The organism is Streptococcus oralis (assembly GCF_021497945.1).
Lineage (GTDB): Bacteria > Bacillota > Bacilli > Lactobacillales > Streptococcaceae > Streptococcus > Streptococcus oralis_BR.
This window is the reverse complement of the sequence record NZ_CP046524.1, coordinates 1,042,005-1,058,125: the sequence shown is the minus strand read 5'-3', so window position 1 is coordinate 1,058,125 and position 16,121 is coordinate 1,042,005. Positions and strand designations below refer to the sequence as shown.

16 protein-coding genes, 1 tRNA gene and 1 riboswitch are annotated in these 16,121 nt (G+C 41.1%); of the genes, 12 read left to right on the top strand and 5 right to left on the bottom strand.

Translation table 11 applies throughout. From position 1 onward, the window contains the following. The first annotated feature begins 50 nt into the window (after window positions 1-50). Window positions 51-968, top strand: coding sequence for a metal ABC transporter solute-binding protein, Zn/Mn family (locus GOM47_RS05405; protein ID WP_235081278.1), 918 nt, complete (start codon window positions 51-53; stop codon window positions 966-968). Window positions 969-975: 7 nt separating this feature from the next. Beyond that, the gene (locus GOM47_RS05400; protein ID WP_235080086.1) at window positions 976-4,020 is read left to right on the top strand and encodes a pneumococcal-type histidine triad protein; all 3,045 of its coding nucleotides are present in this window, start codon (window positions 976-978) and stop codon (window positions 4,018-4,020) included. Window positions 4,021-4,065: 45 nt separating this feature from the next. On the opposite strand, the gene pepT is transcribed toward GOM47_RS05400, so the two are convergent. Then, on the bottom strand, window positions 4,066-5,289 hold the full coding sequence (gene pepT / locus GOM47_RS05395) for a peptidase T (protein ID WP_235080085.1): 1,224 nt from the start codon (window positions 5,287-5,289) through the stop codon (window positions 4,066-4,068). A gap of 152 nt (window positions 5,290-5,441) precedes the next feature. On the opposite strand from pepT, the gene hemH reads away from it, so the two are divergent. Further along, window positions 5,442-6,536 carry a ferrochelatase gene (gene hemH / locus GOM47_RS05390; RefSeq protein WP_235080084.1) on the top strand — a complete coding sequence of 365 codons (1,095 nt, stop codon included), beginning with the start codon at window positions 5,442-5,444 and terminating at the stop codon, window positions 6,534-6,536. Between the two features lie 41 nt (window positions 6,537-6,577). On the opposite strand, the gene mscL is transcribed toward hemH, so the two are convergent. Further along, complete coding sequence (gene mscL, locus GOM47_RS05385; protein WP_000910209.1) at window positions 6,578-6,958, bottom strand: large conductance mechanosensitive channel protein MscL; 381 nt, start codon at window positions 6,956-6,958, stop codon at window positions 6,578-6,580. Between the two features lie 84 nt (window positions 6,959-7,042). Next, entirely contained in the window at window positions 7,043-7,474 is a 432-nt protein-coding gene (locus tag GOM47_RS05380) for a GtrA family protein (RefSeq protein WP_235080082.1), read from the bottom strand. A gap of 28 nt (window positions 7,475-7,502) precedes the next feature. Beyond that, a riboswitch (PreQ1 riboswitch) is annotated at window positions 7,503-7,599 on the top strand. On the opposite strand from GOM47_RS05380, the gene GOM47_RS05375 reads away from it, so the two are divergent. The 4 genes from GOM47_RS05375 (at window position 7,597) to dapA (ending at window position 10,690) form a co-directional block, all read left to right on the top strand. After that, complete coding sequence (locus GOM47_RS05375) at window positions 7,597-8,106, top strand: QueT transporter family protein (protein ID WP_235080081.1); 510 nt, start codon at window positions 7,597-7,599, stop codon at window positions 8,104-8,106. It overlaps the preceding riboswitch by 3 nt. 105 nt (window positions 8,107-8,211) lie before the next feature. Beyond that, window positions 8,212-8,284, top strand: a tRNA-Thr gene (locus GOM47_RS05370). Between the two features lie 338 nt (window positions 8,285-8,622). Then, window positions 8,623-9,699: an aspartate-semialdehyde dehydrogenase gene (locus GOM47_RS05365; RefSeq protein WP_000542494.1), complete on the top strand. Its 1,077-nt coding sequence runs from the start codon at window positions 8,623-8,625 to the stop codon at window positions 9,697-9,699. Window positions 9,700-9,754: 55 nt separating this feature from the next. Continuing rightward, on the top strand, window positions 9,755-10,690 hold the full coding sequence (gene dapA, locus GOM47_RS05360; RefSeq protein ID WP_235080080.1) for a 4-hydroxy-tetrahydrodipicolinate synthase: 936 nt from the start codon (window positions 9,755-9,757) through the stop codon (window positions 10,688-10,690). Between the two features lie 46 nt (window positions 10,691-10,736). Here dapA and mnmE read toward each other — a convergent pair whose 3' ends face one another. Both mnmE and GOM47_RS05350 read right to left on the bottom strand, forming a co-directional pair. Continuing rightward, a complete protein-coding gene (mnmE, locus tag GOM47_RS05355) occupies window positions 10,737-12,110 on the bottom strand; it encodes a tRNA uridine-5-carboxymethylaminomethyl(34) synthesis GTPase MnmE (RefSeq protein ID WP_235080079.1) in 1,374 nt (457 codons plus the stop codon). 134 nt (window positions 12,111-12,244) lie between these two features. Further along, window positions 12,245-12,427, bottom strand: coding sequence for a 4-oxalocrotonate tautomerase (locus GOM47_RS05350; protein ID WP_001117401.1), 183 nt, complete (start codon window positions 12,425-12,427; stop codon window positions 12,245-12,247). 122 nt (window positions 12,428-12,549) lie between these two features. Here GOM47_RS05350 and GOM47_RS05345 point away from each other — a divergent pair, with 122 nt between their 5' ends. The 5 genes from GOM47_RS05345 to GOM47_RS05325 are packed head-to-tail and all read left to right on the top strand — an operon-like array spanning window position 12,550 to window position 16,071. Further along, complete coding sequence (locus tag GOM47_RS05345) at window positions 12,550-13,140, top strand: thymidine kinase (protein WP_129312856.1); 591 nt, start codon at window positions 12,550-12,552, stop codon at window positions 13,138-13,140. Then, window positions 13,137-14,216, top strand: coding sequence for a peptide chain release factor 1 (gene prfA, locus GOM47_RS05340; protein WP_215804644.1), 1,080 nt, complete (start codon window positions 13,137-13,139; stop codon window positions 14,214-14,216). The genes GOM47_RS05345 and prfA overlap by 4 nt, the downstream gene beginning before the upstream one ends. After that, entirely contained in the window at window positions 14,216-15,052 is an 837-nt protein-coding gene (gene prmC / locus GOM47_RS05335; RefSeq protein ID WP_235080078.1) for a peptide chain release factor N(5)-glutamine methyltransferase, read from the top strand. The genes prfA and prmC overlap by 1 nt, the downstream gene beginning before the upstream one ends. Then, entirely contained in the window at window positions 15,036-15,638 is a 603-nt protein-coding gene (locus GOM47_RS05330; protein WP_235080077.1) for an L-threonylcarbamoyladenylate synthase, read from the top strand. The genes prmC and GOM47_RS05330 overlap by 17 nt, the downstream gene beginning before the upstream one ends. A gap of 1 nt (window position 15,639) precedes the next feature. Further along, on the top strand, window positions 15,640-16,071 hold the full coding sequence (locus GOM47_RS05325; RefSeq protein WP_235080076.1) for a GNAT family N-acetyltransferase: 432 nt from the start codon (window positions 15,640-15,642) through the stop codon (window positions 16,069-16,071). Window positions 16,072-16,121 lie beyond the last annotated feature (50 nt).

Genomic DNA, 16,121 nt, shown 5'->3' with positions numbered 1-16,121 from the left:
AAACTATTTACTAGTTAATTAAATGGTTAAATACTAGTTAAGGAGTAATGATGAAAAAAAGAACGATCCTATTATTGATGGCCAGTTTATTGGCTCTTGTCTTAGGAGCATGTAGTCAAAAAGAAAAACAAGAAGCAAAAGGGATGAAGATTGTCACAAGTTTTTACCCAGTCTATGCCATGGTTAAAGAGGTATCTGGTGACTTGAATGATGTTCGAATGATTCAGTCAAGCAGTGGTATTCACTCATATGAACCGTCAGCAAATGATATTGCTGCTATCTATGATGCGGATGTCTTTGTCTACCACTCGCATACATTGGAATCTTGGGCGGGAAGTCTGGATCCCAACTTAAAAAAATCAAAAGTAAAAGTTTTAGAAGCATCTGAAGGAATGACCTTGGAGCGTGTTCCAGGTTTGGAAGATGTAGAAGCTGGTGACGGTATTGATGAAAAAACACTTTACGACCCGCACACTTGGTTAGATCCTGAAAAAGCAGGCGAAGAAGCGCAGATTATTGCGGATAAACTTTCGGAGCTTGATAGTGCCAATAAGGAAGCCTATCAAAAGAATGCCAAAAACTTTATCGCTAAAGCTCAAGGATTGACTAAGAAATACCAGCCTATTTTTGAAAAAGCAAGTCAAAAGACCTTTGTTACGCAACACACAGCCTTTTCTTACCTGGCTAAACGCTTTGGATTGAAACAACTTGGTATAGCAGGGATTTCCCCTGAACAAGAGCCGAGTCCCAGACAGTTGACAGAAATCCAAGAGTTCGTCAAAACCTATAATGTCAAGACCATTTTTACTGAGAGCAATGCTTCTTCTAAAGTTGCTGAAACCCTGGTCAAATCAACAGGAGTTAGTCTGAAAACACTGAATCCTTTGGAAGCAGACCCCGAAAATGACAAAACTTACTTAGAAAATCTAGAAGAAAATATGAAAGTTCTTGCAGAAGAATTAAAATGAGGAGATTATGAAAATTAAGAAAAAGTATCTTGCAGCGGGATCGGCTTTAGTCTTTTCCCTAAGTCTGTGCATCTATGCACTGAACCAACACCAAGTAGAAGGAAACAAAGATAATAACCGAGTGTCTTATGTCGATGGGAAACAAGACTCTCAAAAAACAGAGACTCAGACACCAGATCAAGTTAGCAAAAAAGAAGATATTCAGGCAGAACAAATTGTCGTGAAAATTACCGACCAAGGTTATGTGACATCACACGGTGATCATTTCCATTATTACAATGGTAAAGTTCCTTTTGATGCGATTTTCAGTGAAGAACTGTTGATGAAAGATGCCAATTATCAACTCAAAGACGCTGATATTGTCAATGAAATCAAAGGTGGCTACATTATCAAGGTTGATGGTAAGTATTATGTTTACCTTAAGGATGCGGCACATGCAGATAATGTTCGTACGAAGGACGAAATTGAACGCCAAAAACAAGGTCATACACACGATGCACCAACTTCTAACAGTGCAGTGACACTTGCACGATCACAAGGACGTTATACTACCGATGATGGATACATCTTTAATCCATCTGATATTATAGAGGATACTGGTGATGCTTATATCGTTCCTCATGGTGGACATTACCACTACATTCCCAAAAGTTCCTTGTCTGCTAGCGAATTGGCTGCTGCTCAAGCCTATCTCTCTGGAACTAGAAAACAACCGAGTGTGACTGACTATCGTCCAAGTCAAAATGGAACTAGTCAAACCACTAATCCTAGTCAACAAACTGAAACACCAAGCAATACAGAAGAGAGCCTTCAGAATCTATTAAAACAGCTCTATGCACTTCCAAGTAATCAACGTTATGCGGAATCGGATGGCTTAATTTTTGACCCTGCTAAGATTTCAAGTAGAACACCAAGTGGCGTAGCGATTCCTCATGGAAATCACTATCATTTCATCCCATATACAAAGCTTTCTGCCTTGGAAGAAAAGATTGCGCGAATGATTCCTTTATCTAGCGACAGTGGGAAACCAACACCTTTGGAAAATCCAAGCAAACCAGCAGAGCATCCAGCTCAATCGGATCATCATCATGACCAAGACGGTGACCATGGAAGTCAGGATACCAACCATGAAGATCATGACCATGATAGAGAGGAGCATGACCACCATCACGGTGAAGAACATGATCATGGTTTTGCAGCTGACCGTGTCATCAGTGAGGATGAGCAAGGGTTTGTAGTTTCTCATGGAGATCACGCTCATTATTTCTTTAAGAAAGACTTGACTGCAGCTCAAATCAAAACTGCCCAAGATCACTTGAAAGAAAATCATCAGTCTGAGCCGGTTCAACCACTTGCAAAGACTGTGGAAAGTTTCTCAAGAGATGCTAGTGATGAAGAAAAAATCAAGTATATCTCACAGACCTATGGAGTTCCGCTCGAAGCGATTCGTATTTCAAATGGATTCTTTGTCTTTGGAAATCCGGATCAAGCCTATGATCCAACCCATATCCATCCCTATGCTGTTCGAAAAGAACATGTTCGTATTCCTCTCCAAACTGGGAATCCAGAACTGGATTTCCTAAATGAACTTTATACGACTGCCCTACGTGATGGGGTGTCTCCTTATAGTTTACAGGTAGAAAGTGGTAGTTTTGTGATTCCTCACGGAGACCACAATCACTACATCAAGGTTCAAACTAAGGGCTATGAAGTAGCTTTGAAAAACAAGATTCCAGCCCTACAATCGACCTATCAACCTGGAGCATTTGATGAACAAACTGTTCTATCTAAAGTGGATCAACTTTTAGCAGATAGCAGAAGTCTCTACAAAGACCAGCCAATCATGCAGAGACGTGTTGAACTTGCTTTGGGGCAGTTCACCGAAAATATGAAAAAACTGGCAACAAACTCAACTGCTGGATATCTAGCAGCCTTGGATCTCTTTGATAAGCAATATATCCATGTGGATCAAAGTGTGGCACCAGTTGAAACTTCACCTTTAGATAAGAAGTACCAAGCCCTTGTAGATAAGATCAATACACTGGATACGGACACTTATGGCTTGTCTAAGAAAGATCTTTTGGTACATTTGCAGGAAGCAAAACTAGCACAAGATGAGACAGAGTTGGCTGCCATTGAAGCGAAACTTCAGGCCTTGCAAGATTTCCGTGATCGGACAGGGGTTACAACAGTAGAGTACATCAAGTATTTCTATGAACATGTATCTGATGGTCGTTTGAGAGAAGAACTTCGGAACCGTGTTGCCAAGTTGACATGGGAACTTTACCAGTCACAATCTTTCCTCAAAGCAACCGACTTGAACAAGCTATTCCCAACTATTTACCAAACTAAGCTAGAAGTAGAAGAAGCTCTCAAAGAAGAACCCGTTTCTACAAAAGCTGGTAAGACTATTCTAGATACGGAAAAAGTAGATAGTCAAACCGCTAAGACAGCCATCTATGAATTCCTAAAAGAACTCTACGGTGATTTTATGCCAGAAGAGCGGGTTAGCCATGTTAAGAAGGAAGAAGTGGATGCTCTCCTAACTAAAGTTGCCCAACTCCTAGCACGTGTTAAAGAGGATGGTGTCAAACAATCCCTAGCTGAAGAAGCTGCTAATATCAAAGCGGCTACTGAAAAGGAAAATGCAGACCTTGACGAAGCTAAAACACAACTTGAGGATCTTTTAAATCGTATTGCAGCGACTATCCAACGAGAGGAAAAAGAAGCAGAAAAAGATCCACAAACTGTGATCATCTACCAAAAACTCTATAATGTCTTGCTCTCTCTTCACAAGTACTTAGAGGATAACAAAGGATCCGATGCTGACTTTGAACGTGTTGATGCCCTATTTGATCAACTTGCAGCCAAAAGCAGTGATAAAGAAGGTCTCCTCACTCTAGCTAAAGAGATTATTAGATTGAACCAGGAACTCCGTTCAAAAGCAAGTGAAACTGATAGCCAATCTAAGTCTGAGAAAGACAGTGAAACAGTTGCTTCTCAACCAACAGAAAAGCAAGCGCAAAGTGAATCTGAGCTAAGTGCTCAATAAAATGAATAAAAAGAAAGGCGAAGTAGCTGAGCTACCTCGTCTTTTTTAGTCTTTATAAGCTACAATACCAATGATGGTATCCACCGCACGCTCCATAGTCTGAAGGCTGACGTATTCAAAACGTCCATGCATGTTTTCACCACCGGCAAAGATATTTGGAGTTGGAATTCCCATAAAGGAAATCTTAGAGCCATCTGTTCCACCACGAATTGGTTCGATAATAGTTGTGATACCTAAATCTTCCATAACAGCTTTAGCAATGGTAACGGGAGTCATGTCTTTCTCGATGACTTCTTTCATATTGTAATACTGGTCAGTGAGAGTGAGTGTAACGCGGTCATTCCCAAGTTCTTGATTCATCTTGTCAGCGATAGACTGCATAGTTGCTTTACGTGCTTCAAAGGCATCCTTTTCAAAATCACGAATGATATAGCTTGCACATGCCTCCTCGACACTACCTGATACATCCATAAGATGATAGAAACCTTGGTAACCATCTGTCAGTTCAGGTCGGTCATTCTCTGGAAGTTGATTATGAAAATCAATTGCTAGCTGAAGAGCATTGACCATTTGACCTTTAGCAGTACCAGGGTGGACATTGCGGCCTTGGAAATGGAGTTCAGCAGCAGCTGCTGAGAAAGTCTCGTACTGAAGCTCCCCTAGTGGGCCACCATCAACAGTATAGGCAAAGTCAACGTCAAAATCTTCTGCATCAAACTTGTCAGCACCGACACCGATTTCTTCATCTGGTCCAAAACCAACACGAATCTCACAGTGTTTGATTTCGGGATGATCAGTCAGATATTCAATAGCAGTCATAATTTCAGCAATCCCTGACTTGTCATCAGCACCCAGCAAGGTCGTGCCATCTGTTGTGATAAGCGTTTGGCCTGGATATTTCTCAAGACTCTTGAAGTCAGCTGGATCGAGTTTAAAACCAGAATCACCTAAGTCGATAGATCCACCATCGTAATTTTCGATGACTTGCGGATTAACACCCTCAGCATTAAAGTCAGCTGTATCCATGTGGGAGATGAACCCGATTTTGCGTGTCAAGCTAGGATCATTAGCTGGTAAGGTACCAATGGCGAAACCATTTGGGAGGTAGTAAACATTTTGCAGACCGACACGTTTCATTTCAGGAATAAGAACATTGGTCGCAAAATCTACCTGGCTTTGCGTACTTGGAGTAGTAGTAGAGTGTTCATCAGAACGCGTATTGACCTTAACGTAGGTCAAGAAACGATCTAAAAGGTTGGGATAAGTCATAAAAACTCCTTTAATATCATTTTTTTCATTGTATCATAGAATGGAGAGAAAGACAAAGAGAAGTAAATAAAAATAAAATGAATGAAAGCGTTTATTTATGATATATTTCATGGTAGAATGGTAATTGAAAAAAATATCACAAGGACATATCGATGAAAAAAGCAATTTTAATGATGACATTCGGTTCGCCAGAAGAGATTACCTTTGAGAGTGTGGCGGATTTTTTTACCAACATTCGTCGTGGAGTTAGACCCAAGGATCACGAGATTCAGACTCTTTATGACAATTATGTTCGTATAGGTGGTACGCCCCTGCAGAGGATTACACGTGAGGAGGTCAATTTAGTCAAGGAACGTTTAGGAGAAGAGTATGGCATCTACTTTGCCAACAAATTTTCTCGGCCCTTTATCCCTGATGTGATCAAGCAGATGGAGGCTGATGGTGTTGAAGAATGTATTTGTTTGATTTTAGAACCCCATTATTCCTTCTACTCGGTTATGGGGTATGAAAAGTTTCTGGAGAGCCAGCAGATTCGGTTTTTAGTCATTAAGGATTGGTATAAGCAACAGTCTTTGCTGAACTTTTGGACAGATGAGATTAGCAAAATTTTACGAAACGATGTGGGAGAAGAGTCCTTTAAGGTGATCTTTTCAGCCCATAGTGTTCCAATTTTTGCCTTAGACTTTGGAGATCCTTATATCGATCAGATTTTTGATAATAGCAAGTTGATAGCAGAGCAACTCAGTCTAACCGCAGATCAGTATACCAATACTTGGCAGAGCGAAAGTGATATAGGGATTCCTTGGATCAAGCCAGATGTACTCGAGTATTTGAGAGAACAGAAACAACATCCAGAGCATTATATTTTTGTACCAATTAGCTTTATCAGTGAGCATATTGAAGTTCTTTTTGATAACGATGTAGAATGTTATGAATTATGTCAAGAATTAGGTGTCACCTACCATCGACCAGCTATGCCAAACACAGACTCTCGTTTAATTGATGCTTTAGTTGATACTGTAAGGGCCAACGAACAAAAAGAATTTAAGGAATTTCTCCCAGAAGAAGAAACCTTTGACGAATTAGCGCCTTCAGCAACCACCAAGGATATTATGGAAGAAACAGATGACCTTCAGATGCCAGAATTTGTGAAAAAACTGATTGAGAAAAAAGGTCGTGAAAATGTGAAGATGCCTTACTTGATTAAGAAAATGCTAGAAAAGGCTGGTAAGTTGCCGAAAGACTAAAGAAAAAAGGATTTAGCATGAAGCTAGATCCTTTAATTGTCTTATTTTTTCTCAAGAAGAGCTTTGATTTCTTGAAGAACTTCAAGTTCAGTTGGAGCAGCGGGTGTATCCTCAGCTGGCTCTTCTTTCTTAGTAAGGTTCTGAGCTTTTTCAACAGCTTTGATAACGAAGAAAAGAACAGTACCAATCACTAAGAAGTTGATAACAGCACTCAAGAAGCTACCATATCCAACGCCATTCCATGAAAGTTCAGCGATGCGTTCAACGTTCGCCGCTTTCAAAGCTGGGTTCAAGATAAGTGGAGTGATGATATCATTTACAAGTGAAGTAACAATAGCACCAAAAGCAGAGGCGATGATCACACCGACAGCGAGATCAACGACATTGCCACGAAGCAAAAATTCTTTAAGATCTTTTAACATTTTCATAATTTCCTTTCAAAAACTAATCTTAATTGTACCTGAAATACCTAAATATTACAACCTTAATACTTACTGATACCTATTTCATTTATAAAAAACGTATACTTTACTAAAAATATAGTTAAGAATGATAATCAAAACCTGCGCAATTAGCGTTTCGATGGCATTAACCTGATCTAGTTGATTGTTGACAAATTGCCCGATAATATCGGGAAAAGATGTAACAAAGATATAAGTTAAAAGGATGTCAAGACCAAGTGTTGAAAGACGAGCTAAGAAAAACTTAGCAAGACGAGTCGGCCAATTCTTTCTTTTTTGTTTAAAAACAAATGTATCGTTAGTGATAAAGGCAAAAAGAATCCCGATAATATTAGCGAGGACAGTTGCGAGGATTTCCTGGTGGCTGATATGGTAAATAACCAAACGTGATAAAATAGAAACAAGAGTAGTAGCACCACCAAAAAATAGGTAGGAGAGAATCTCGTTATCAAAGAAATCTTTTATTAGTTTTTTCATGATTTTAGTATAGCATAAAGTCATATATTGTGCTATACTGGTAAGGTTGATAATCTCAACCCTTGGTGCTTAGCTTCTTTCATCAAGCATATTTTACGCGGGAAACCGCCAAAGGAGAAAACATGAAAAAATTAACTGTTCGTGATATGGCAGATATTGCTATCGTTGCTGCTATCTATGTGGTTTTGACCATTACCCCACCGTTGAATGCCATTAGCTACGGTGCTTACCAGTTCCGTATTTCTGAGATGATGAATTTCTTGGCCTTCTACAACCCTAAATACATCATCGGTGTGACGATTGGTTGTATGATTGCTAATTTCTTTAGCTTTGGTCTAATAGATGTCTTTGTCGGCGGGGGATCTACCCTAGTTTTCCTTAGTCTAGGTGTATGGCTATTTAGCAAGTACAAGAAAGACTATCTGTTCAATGGTTTGATTCGAAAAGATCATTTCTTCTTTTCAATCCTGTTCTCCATTTCAATGATTACCATTGCAGCGGAACTCTATATTGTCGCAGAAGCTCCATTCTTCTTGACATGGTTTTCTACTGGAATTGGAGAGTTTGCATCACTTATCGTTGGTGCAATCTTAATCGGAAAACTAGGACAGCGAATCGACCTTACAAAATAAGAAGTTTATAAGCTAGATTCTTGCTAGATCTAGCTTTTTTCATTTCAGAAAATTAAAAGAGAGCGCTTGACAAGAGCATAGAACTATAGTATACTTTTTAGGTAAGCTGATTTAGCTCAGTTGGCAGAGCGCATCCATGGTAAGGATGAGGTCGCCGGTTCAATCCCGGCAATTAGCATGAAATAGACAGGAAAACTCTTGATATTCGAGAGTTTTTTATATTTCCCCCGCATTAGCCTTGACAAAGTCAGCAAAGCATAGTAGAATAAAACCTGCGATGAGTCGATAGGTAGTCTTCGGACTACTATTGAGCATAAGGAGGTCATAACGCAGGAGCGGACCTTGATGAGTTGTGTGAACCTGCTCATCACATGAAGATGCCTCTTAGTCCCTAGTCAATGACTAGGGATTTTTAATTTTCAGAAATTAGACCCAAAAATACTTTTCAATTTTTAGAAAAAGTAGTATAATACATCTATTATAGAAATTTTTAGAAAATTCCGAAAGAGGTTATTTATGGGATATACAGTTGCTGTAGTCGGCGCGACAGGTGCTGTCGGAGCTCAGATGATAAAAATGTTGGAAGAATCTACACTTCCAATCGATAAAATTCGTTACCTTGCTTCTGCACGTTCAGCAGGCAAGACTTTGAAATTTAAAGACCAAGATATTACGATTGAAGAAACGACTGAGACCGCTTTTGAGGGTGTTGATATTGCACTCTTCTCAGCAGGTGGTTCGACATCAGCTAAGTATGCACCATACGCAGTTCAAGCTGGAGCGGTAGTAGTAGATAATACATCTTATTTCCGTCAAAATCCAGATGTTCCTTTGGTTGTTCCAGAGGTCAATGCTCACGCACTTGATGCCCACAACGGAATCATTGCCTGCCCGAACTGTTCAACAATCCAAATGATGGTGGCTCTTGAGCCTGTCCGTCAAAAATGGGGCTTGGATCGTATCATCGTTTCAACTTACCAAGCAGTTTCTGGTGCTGGTATGGGAGCGATTCTTGAAACACAACGTGAACTTCGTGAAGTCTTAAATGATGGTGTGAATCCTCGTGATTTGCATGCGGAAATCTTGCCTTCAGGTGGTGACAAGAAACACTATCCTATCGCCTTTAACGCTCTTCCACAAATCGATGTCTTCACTGACAATGATTACACTTACGAAGAGATGAAGATGACCAAGGAAACTAAGAAAATCATGGAAGATGATAGCATCGCAGTTTCTGCAACCTGTGTGCGTATTCCAGTCTTGTCAGCTCACTCTGAGTCTGTTTATATCGAAACAAAAGAAGTGGCTCCAATCGAAGAAGTGAAAGCAGCTATCGCAGCATTCCCAGGTGCTGTTCTTGAAGATGATGTAGCGCATCAAATCTATCCTCAAGCTATCAACGCTGTTGGCTCGCGTGATACCTTTGTTGGTCGTATCCGTAAAGACTTGGATGCTGAAAAAGGAATCCATATGTGGGTTGTTTCAGATAACCTTCTTAAAGGTGCTGCCTGGAACTCAGTTCAGATTGCAGAAACTCTTCACGAACGTGGATTGGTTCGTCCAACAGCTGAATTGAAGTTTGAATTAAAATAGTCATATCGTTTAGGAGTTCAGATGAACTCCTTCTTTGAGATAGAGAGGTGTTTTCATGTCTTATCAAGATTTAAAAGAGTGTAAAATCATCACGGCCTTCATTACCCCTTTCCATGAGGATGGTTCCATCAACTTTGATGCTATTCCAGCCTTGATTGAGCATCTGTTGGCGCATCATACAGATGGCATTCTTCTTGCAGGGACGACTGCTGAGAGTCCGACTCTGACCCACGATGAAGAGTTGGAACTCTTTGCGGCTGTTCAAAAGGTTGTCAATGGACGTGTTCCTTTGATTGCGGGTGTAGGTACCAATGACACACGTGACTCGATTGAGTTTGTCAAAGAAGTAGCAGAATTTGGTGGTTTCGCAGCTGGCCTTGCTATCGTCCCTTACTACAATAAACCTTCTCAAGAAGGGATGTATCAGCACTTTAAGGCTATTGCAGATGCATCAGATTTGCCTATTATCATTTATAACATTCCAGGCCGTGTGGTTGTCGAATTGACCCCTGAGACCATGCTTCGTTTGGCTGACCATCCTAATATCATCGGTGTTAAAGAATGTACCAGTTTGGCAAATATGGCTTACTTGATTGAGCATAAGCCAGAAGAATTTTTGATTTATACAGGTGAAGATGGGGATGCTTTCCATGCCATGAATCTTGGTGCAGATGGGGTTATTTCTGTTGCCTCTCATACAAATGGGGATGAGATGCACGAGATGTTTACTGCCATTGCAGAAAGCGATATGAAGAAGGCTGCAGCTATTCAGCGTAAATTCATTCCTAAGGTCAATGCGCTCTTCTCTTATCCAAGTCCTGCTCCTGTTAAAGCGGTACTTAACTACATGGGATTTGATGCTGGACCAACTCGTTTGCCATTAGTCCCAGCGCCAGAAGAAGACGCAAAACGTATTATCAAGGTAGTTGTAGATGGCGACTACGAAGCGACTAAAGCAACTGTGACTGGTGTCTTACGTCCAGATTACTAATAAAGACAATAAAATCCATGACCGAATGAACGATCATGGATTTTTCTTATTTTCCTAAACAGAATTGGCTAAAGAGTTGGGTGATGAGCTCATCAGGTGCGGCATCTCCAGTGATTTCTCCGAGAATTTCCCAAGTACGGGTCAAGTCAACTTGAAGCAAATCAACTGGCATACCCAGTTCAAGACCTTCGTTAACAGCTTGCAGACTTTCAACAGCCTTCTCAATCAAGGAAATGTGACGGGCGTTTGACAAGTAAGTGGCATCTTGCTCGACCAAACCAGCATTTTCAAAGAAGAGGTTGTTGATTCTCTCTTCAATCTTATCGATATTTTGGTTTTTAAGAACGGAAATGCGGATGACATCTTCAGGGAGTTCCGAAGTTTCAATCGCTTCAGGCAGGTCTGTTTTGTTAAGCAGAATAATGCGATTAGTATCCTGGCTGATTTCTAAAAGTTGTCTGTCTTGTGTTGTTAGTGGTTCACTAGCATTTAGTACTAGTAGTACCAAGTCAGCTTCCTTGAGGGCTTTTCTCGAACGCTCGACACCGATTTGTTCCACGATGTCATCTGTTTCCCGGATACCAGCTGTATCAATCAATTTGAGAGGAACACCATTGATGTTGACGTATTCTTCGATAACATCTCGTGTCGTACCGGCGATGTCAGTTACGATAGCCTTGTCTTCACGAAGGAGATTGTTGAGAAGACTGGATTTCCCAACATTGGGACGACCGATGATAGCAGTTGAAATTCCCTCACGAAGGATTTTACCACGACGAGCTGTCCTAAGGAGATTGGTTAGCAATTGCTCAAACTCCATAGTTTTCTCACGGACGACTGCAGTAGTGGCTTCCTCAACATCGTCATACTCAGGATAGTCGATATTGACCTCAACTTGGGCAAGTGTATTGAGGATTTCTTGACGAGTATTATTGATAAGATCAGAAAGAGAACCGTCCAATTGTTTGACTGCGATATTCATAGCTTTGTCAGTCTTGGCACGGATGATGTCCATCACCGCCTCAGCCTGTGTTAAGTCCACACGACCGTTTAGAAAGGCACGCTTGGTAAATTCACCAGGTTCGGCCAACCGAGCTCCTTCACGAATAGCTAGTTGGAGAATCTCATTGGTCACCGCAATCCCACCGTGAGTGTTAATCTCGATAATATCCTCACGAGTGAAGGTCTTTGGAGACTTCATAACTCCAACCATAACTTCGTCCATGACCTTCCCTGTCTGCGGGTCAATAATGTGACCGTAGTTGAGGGTATGGCTTGCAACCTTGCTCAAGTCTTTTCCTTTAAAAATCTTTTGCGCAATGGCAAAACTATCTGTTCCGCTCAAGCGGACAATACCAATGGCCCCTTCTCCAAGAGGAGTAGAGATAGCAGCAATGGTATCAAATTCACGTGTAATCATACTATTTCCTTTTGTATTTCTTTTCTTAGGATAGGTATCCAAGCATCTCTTCAAATTGTAACAAAATTAGACTATTTCTTCAATGGATGCTACTTGGAGATTGAAAAAGCCTAAGCAATACTGCTTAAGCTGGTTTATTTGGTGCGCATTTCTCCTTGTGGGAAGTAAGTCCCTTCTGGCATGTCGTTGATGATGACATGAACGGCTGATTGAGGGGCTCCAGTGTTACGGACAACAGCTTCCGTTACTTCCTTAGCAAGAGCTTTCTTTTGCTCGAGCGTGCGACCTTCAAATAAATCGATGCGTACAAATGGCATAATAGCTTCCTCCACTAGTTTTTGATTTCTTCTATTTTACCACATTTTGCCGTTTAAAGCTTCAGAAAATTATGATATACTAGAATGTAGCAAAAATTTAGAAATGGACGTGAAATAGAAGCATGGCACAGTTGTATTATCGTTATGGGACCATGAACTCTGGTAAGACGATTGAGATTCTCAAGGTGGCCTATAACTACGAGGAGCAAGGAAAGGGAGTTGTGATTATGACTTCGGCTCTGGATACGCGTGACGGTGTTGGCTATGTGTCGAGTCGAATCGGCATGAAACGCCCAGCCATTGCGATTGAGGAAACGACAGATATCTTTGGCTATATCCGAGACTTACCTGAAAAACCTTACTGTGTGTTGGTCGATGAGGCCCAGTTTCTCAAGCGTCACCATGTTTACGACCTAGCTCGTGTTGTGGACGAGCTAGACATACCTGTCATGGCTTTTGGTTTGAAGAATGACTTTCGCAATGAATTGTTCGAAGGTTCCAAATACCTCTTGCTCTTAGCAGACAAGATTGACGAAATCAAGACCATCTGTCAGTACTGTAAGAAAAAGGCGACTATGGTGTTGCGAACTCAAGATGGTGTGCCAGTCTATGATGGCGAACAAATTCAGATCGGTGGAAATGAAACCTATATCTCAGTCTGCCGAAAACATTATTTTGCCCCTGAAATCAATAAGGAGAATAAAGAAAAATGAACATCTATGATCAACTACAAGCTGTAGAAGACCGTTATGAAGAATTAGGAGAATTGCTCAGTGACCCTGAAGTGGTATCTGATACCAAACGCTTCATGGAATTGTCCAAAGAAGAAGCTGGGACACGTGATACAGTAACGGCCTACCGTGAGTACAAACAAGTCCTTCAAAACATCGTTGATGCTGAAGAGATGATTAAGGAATCTGGCGGAGATGCAGACTTGGAAGAAATGGCCAAGCAAGAGCTCAAGGATGCCAAGGCTGAAAAAGAAGAATACGAAGAAAAACTGAAAATCTTGCTTCTTCCAAAGGATCCAAATGATGACAAGAACATCATCCTTGAAATCCGTGGGGCAGCTGGTGGAGACGAAGCAGCACTTTTCGCCGGAGACCTTCTAACTATGTACCAAAAGTATGCGGAAGCTCAAGGGTGGCGCTTTGAAGTCATGGAAGCTTCTATGAACGGTGTTGGTGGTTTCAAAGAAGTGGTTGCCATGGTTTCTGGTCAGTCAGTTTATTCTAAACTCAAGTATGAGTCTGGTGCTCACCGTGTGCAACGTGTCCCTGTGACAGAAAGCCAAGGCCGTGTCCATACATCAACTGCGACAGTCCTTGTCATGCCTGAAGTTGAAGAAGTTGAATACGATATTGATCCAAAAGACCTTCGTGTTGACATCTACCACGCATCGGGTGCTGGTGGACAGAACGTCAATAAGGTTGCGACTGCTGTTCGTATCGTTCACTTGCCAACCAATATCAAGGTTGAGATGCAGGAAGAACGTACTCAGCAGAAAAACCGTGAGAAGGCCATGAAAATCATCCGTGCGCGTGTTGCTGACCATTTTGCTCAGATTGCTCAAGATGAACAAGACGCTGAGCGTAAGTCTACTATTGGTACTGGTGACCGTTCAGAACGTATCCGTACTTACAATTTCCCACAAAACCGTGTCACAGACCACCGTATTGGCTTGACCCTCCAAAAACTGGATACGATTTTGTCTGGTAAATTGGATGAAGTTGTAGATGCCTTGGTGCTCTATGACCAAACGCAAAAATTAGAAGAATTGAACAAATAATGAAACTAGCTCAAATTATTAAAGATTTTGAGGATAAGTTACTAGCACAAGGAGAGGAAGTTGAAAGCCTCTCTTTTGTCTATCGTAGCCTAAAAAATCTCTCTTTTACAGACTTCGTCTTTGCCCTTCAGCAAGAGGTAACCAAAGAGGAAGAATTATTTGTAGAAGAAATTTACCAGCAGTTAGCAGCTTACAAACCAGCTCAGTATATCATTGGTCACGCAGATTTCTTTGGAATGCAGTTAAAAGTAGATGAGCGAGTCTTGATTCCCCGACCAGAGACAGAGGAGTTGGTTGAGCTCATCCTCACAGAAAATCCAGAGGAACAAATCAGGGTATTGGATATTGGTACAGGAAGTGGTGCCATCGCCCTTGCTTTAGCAAAGAATCGTCCAGACTGGTCAGTGACAGCAGTTGATATTTCACAGGATGCACTAGATTTGGCAACTGAAAACGCTAAAATTCAGAATCTCCAGATATTTTTTAAAAAATCCGATTGTTTTACAGAAATTTCTGAAAAATATGATATAATTGTATCCAATCCACCCTATATCTCTCGTGAAGATGAGTCAGAGGTCGGTTTGAATGTTTTGCATTCGGAGCCTCACCTAGCTCTCTTTGCAGATGAGGATGGTCTAGCTATTTACCGCAGAATCGCGGAAGGTGCAAAAGACTATCTCAAAGATGGTGGTAAGATTTACCTTGAAATTGGATACAAGCAAGGTCAAAGTGTTCCTGCGCTTTTTAGGAAACATCTTCCTGAAAAACGAGTACGAACACTCAAGGACCAATTTGGTCAAGATAGGATGGTTGTAGCTGATGATGGACAGGATTAGGCAAGTGTTGGAAAAGGGCGGAGCAGTCGTCTTACCTACTGAGACAGTTTATGGTCTCTTTGCCAAAGCTCTAGACGAAAAAGCAGTCGACCATGTTTACCAGCTCAAACGTCGTCCTAGAGACAAGGCGCTTAATCTCAATGTTGCCTCTCTAGAGGACATCTTGTACTTTTCAAAGAATCAACCAGCTTATCTACAAAAACTTGTAGAGACCTTTTTACCAGGTCCCTTGACCATTATACTCGAAGCCAATGATAGAGTGCCCTATTGGGTCAATTCTGGTCTTGCAACTGTTGGGTTTCGGATGCCGAATCACCCCATTACGCTGGATTTGATTCGAGAGACAGGTCCCTTGATTGGGCCATCTGCCAATATTTCGGGTCAGGCAAGTGGAGTAACCTTTCAGCAAATCCTTGAAGATTTTGATCAAGAGGTTCTGGGTCTGGAAGATGATGCTTTTCTAACTGGACAGGATTCGACCATTTTGGATCTGTCTGGAGACAAGGTGAAAATCTTACGCCAAGGGGCGATCAAGCGTGAAGATATTCTTGCTCGGTTGCCAGAGATTTCTTTTGAGGAGAAATGAGATGCTAAGAGATTTGCAAGAAACAGATGTGAAAGCTATATGTGAGATCAACCAAGAGGCTTTGGGCTATTCTTTTAGTCCAGAGAAAACAGCTAGTCAACTAGCTAAATTATCTCAGGATTCTCATCATTTCCTACTTGGCTATGAGGATGAGGTAAGCCATGTCCTACTTGGATATGTTCATGCTGAAGTTTATGAATCCCTCTATTCCAAAGCAGGATTTAATATCTTAGCCTTGGCAGTTTCACCTCAAGTACAAGGGCAAGGTATCGGTAAAAGCTTACTGCAAGGGTTGGAAGAAGAGGCAAAAAGACGCGGTTATGGGTTTATCCGCTTAAACTCTGCTGATCATCGTCTGGGAGCTCATGCATTTTATGAAAAAGTTGGTTATACTTGTGATAAAGTGCAAAAACGGTTTATTCGCATCTTTTAGTTTATCTTGTAAAAACAAACTGAAGGATCAGTCACACTATAAAGGAGAAG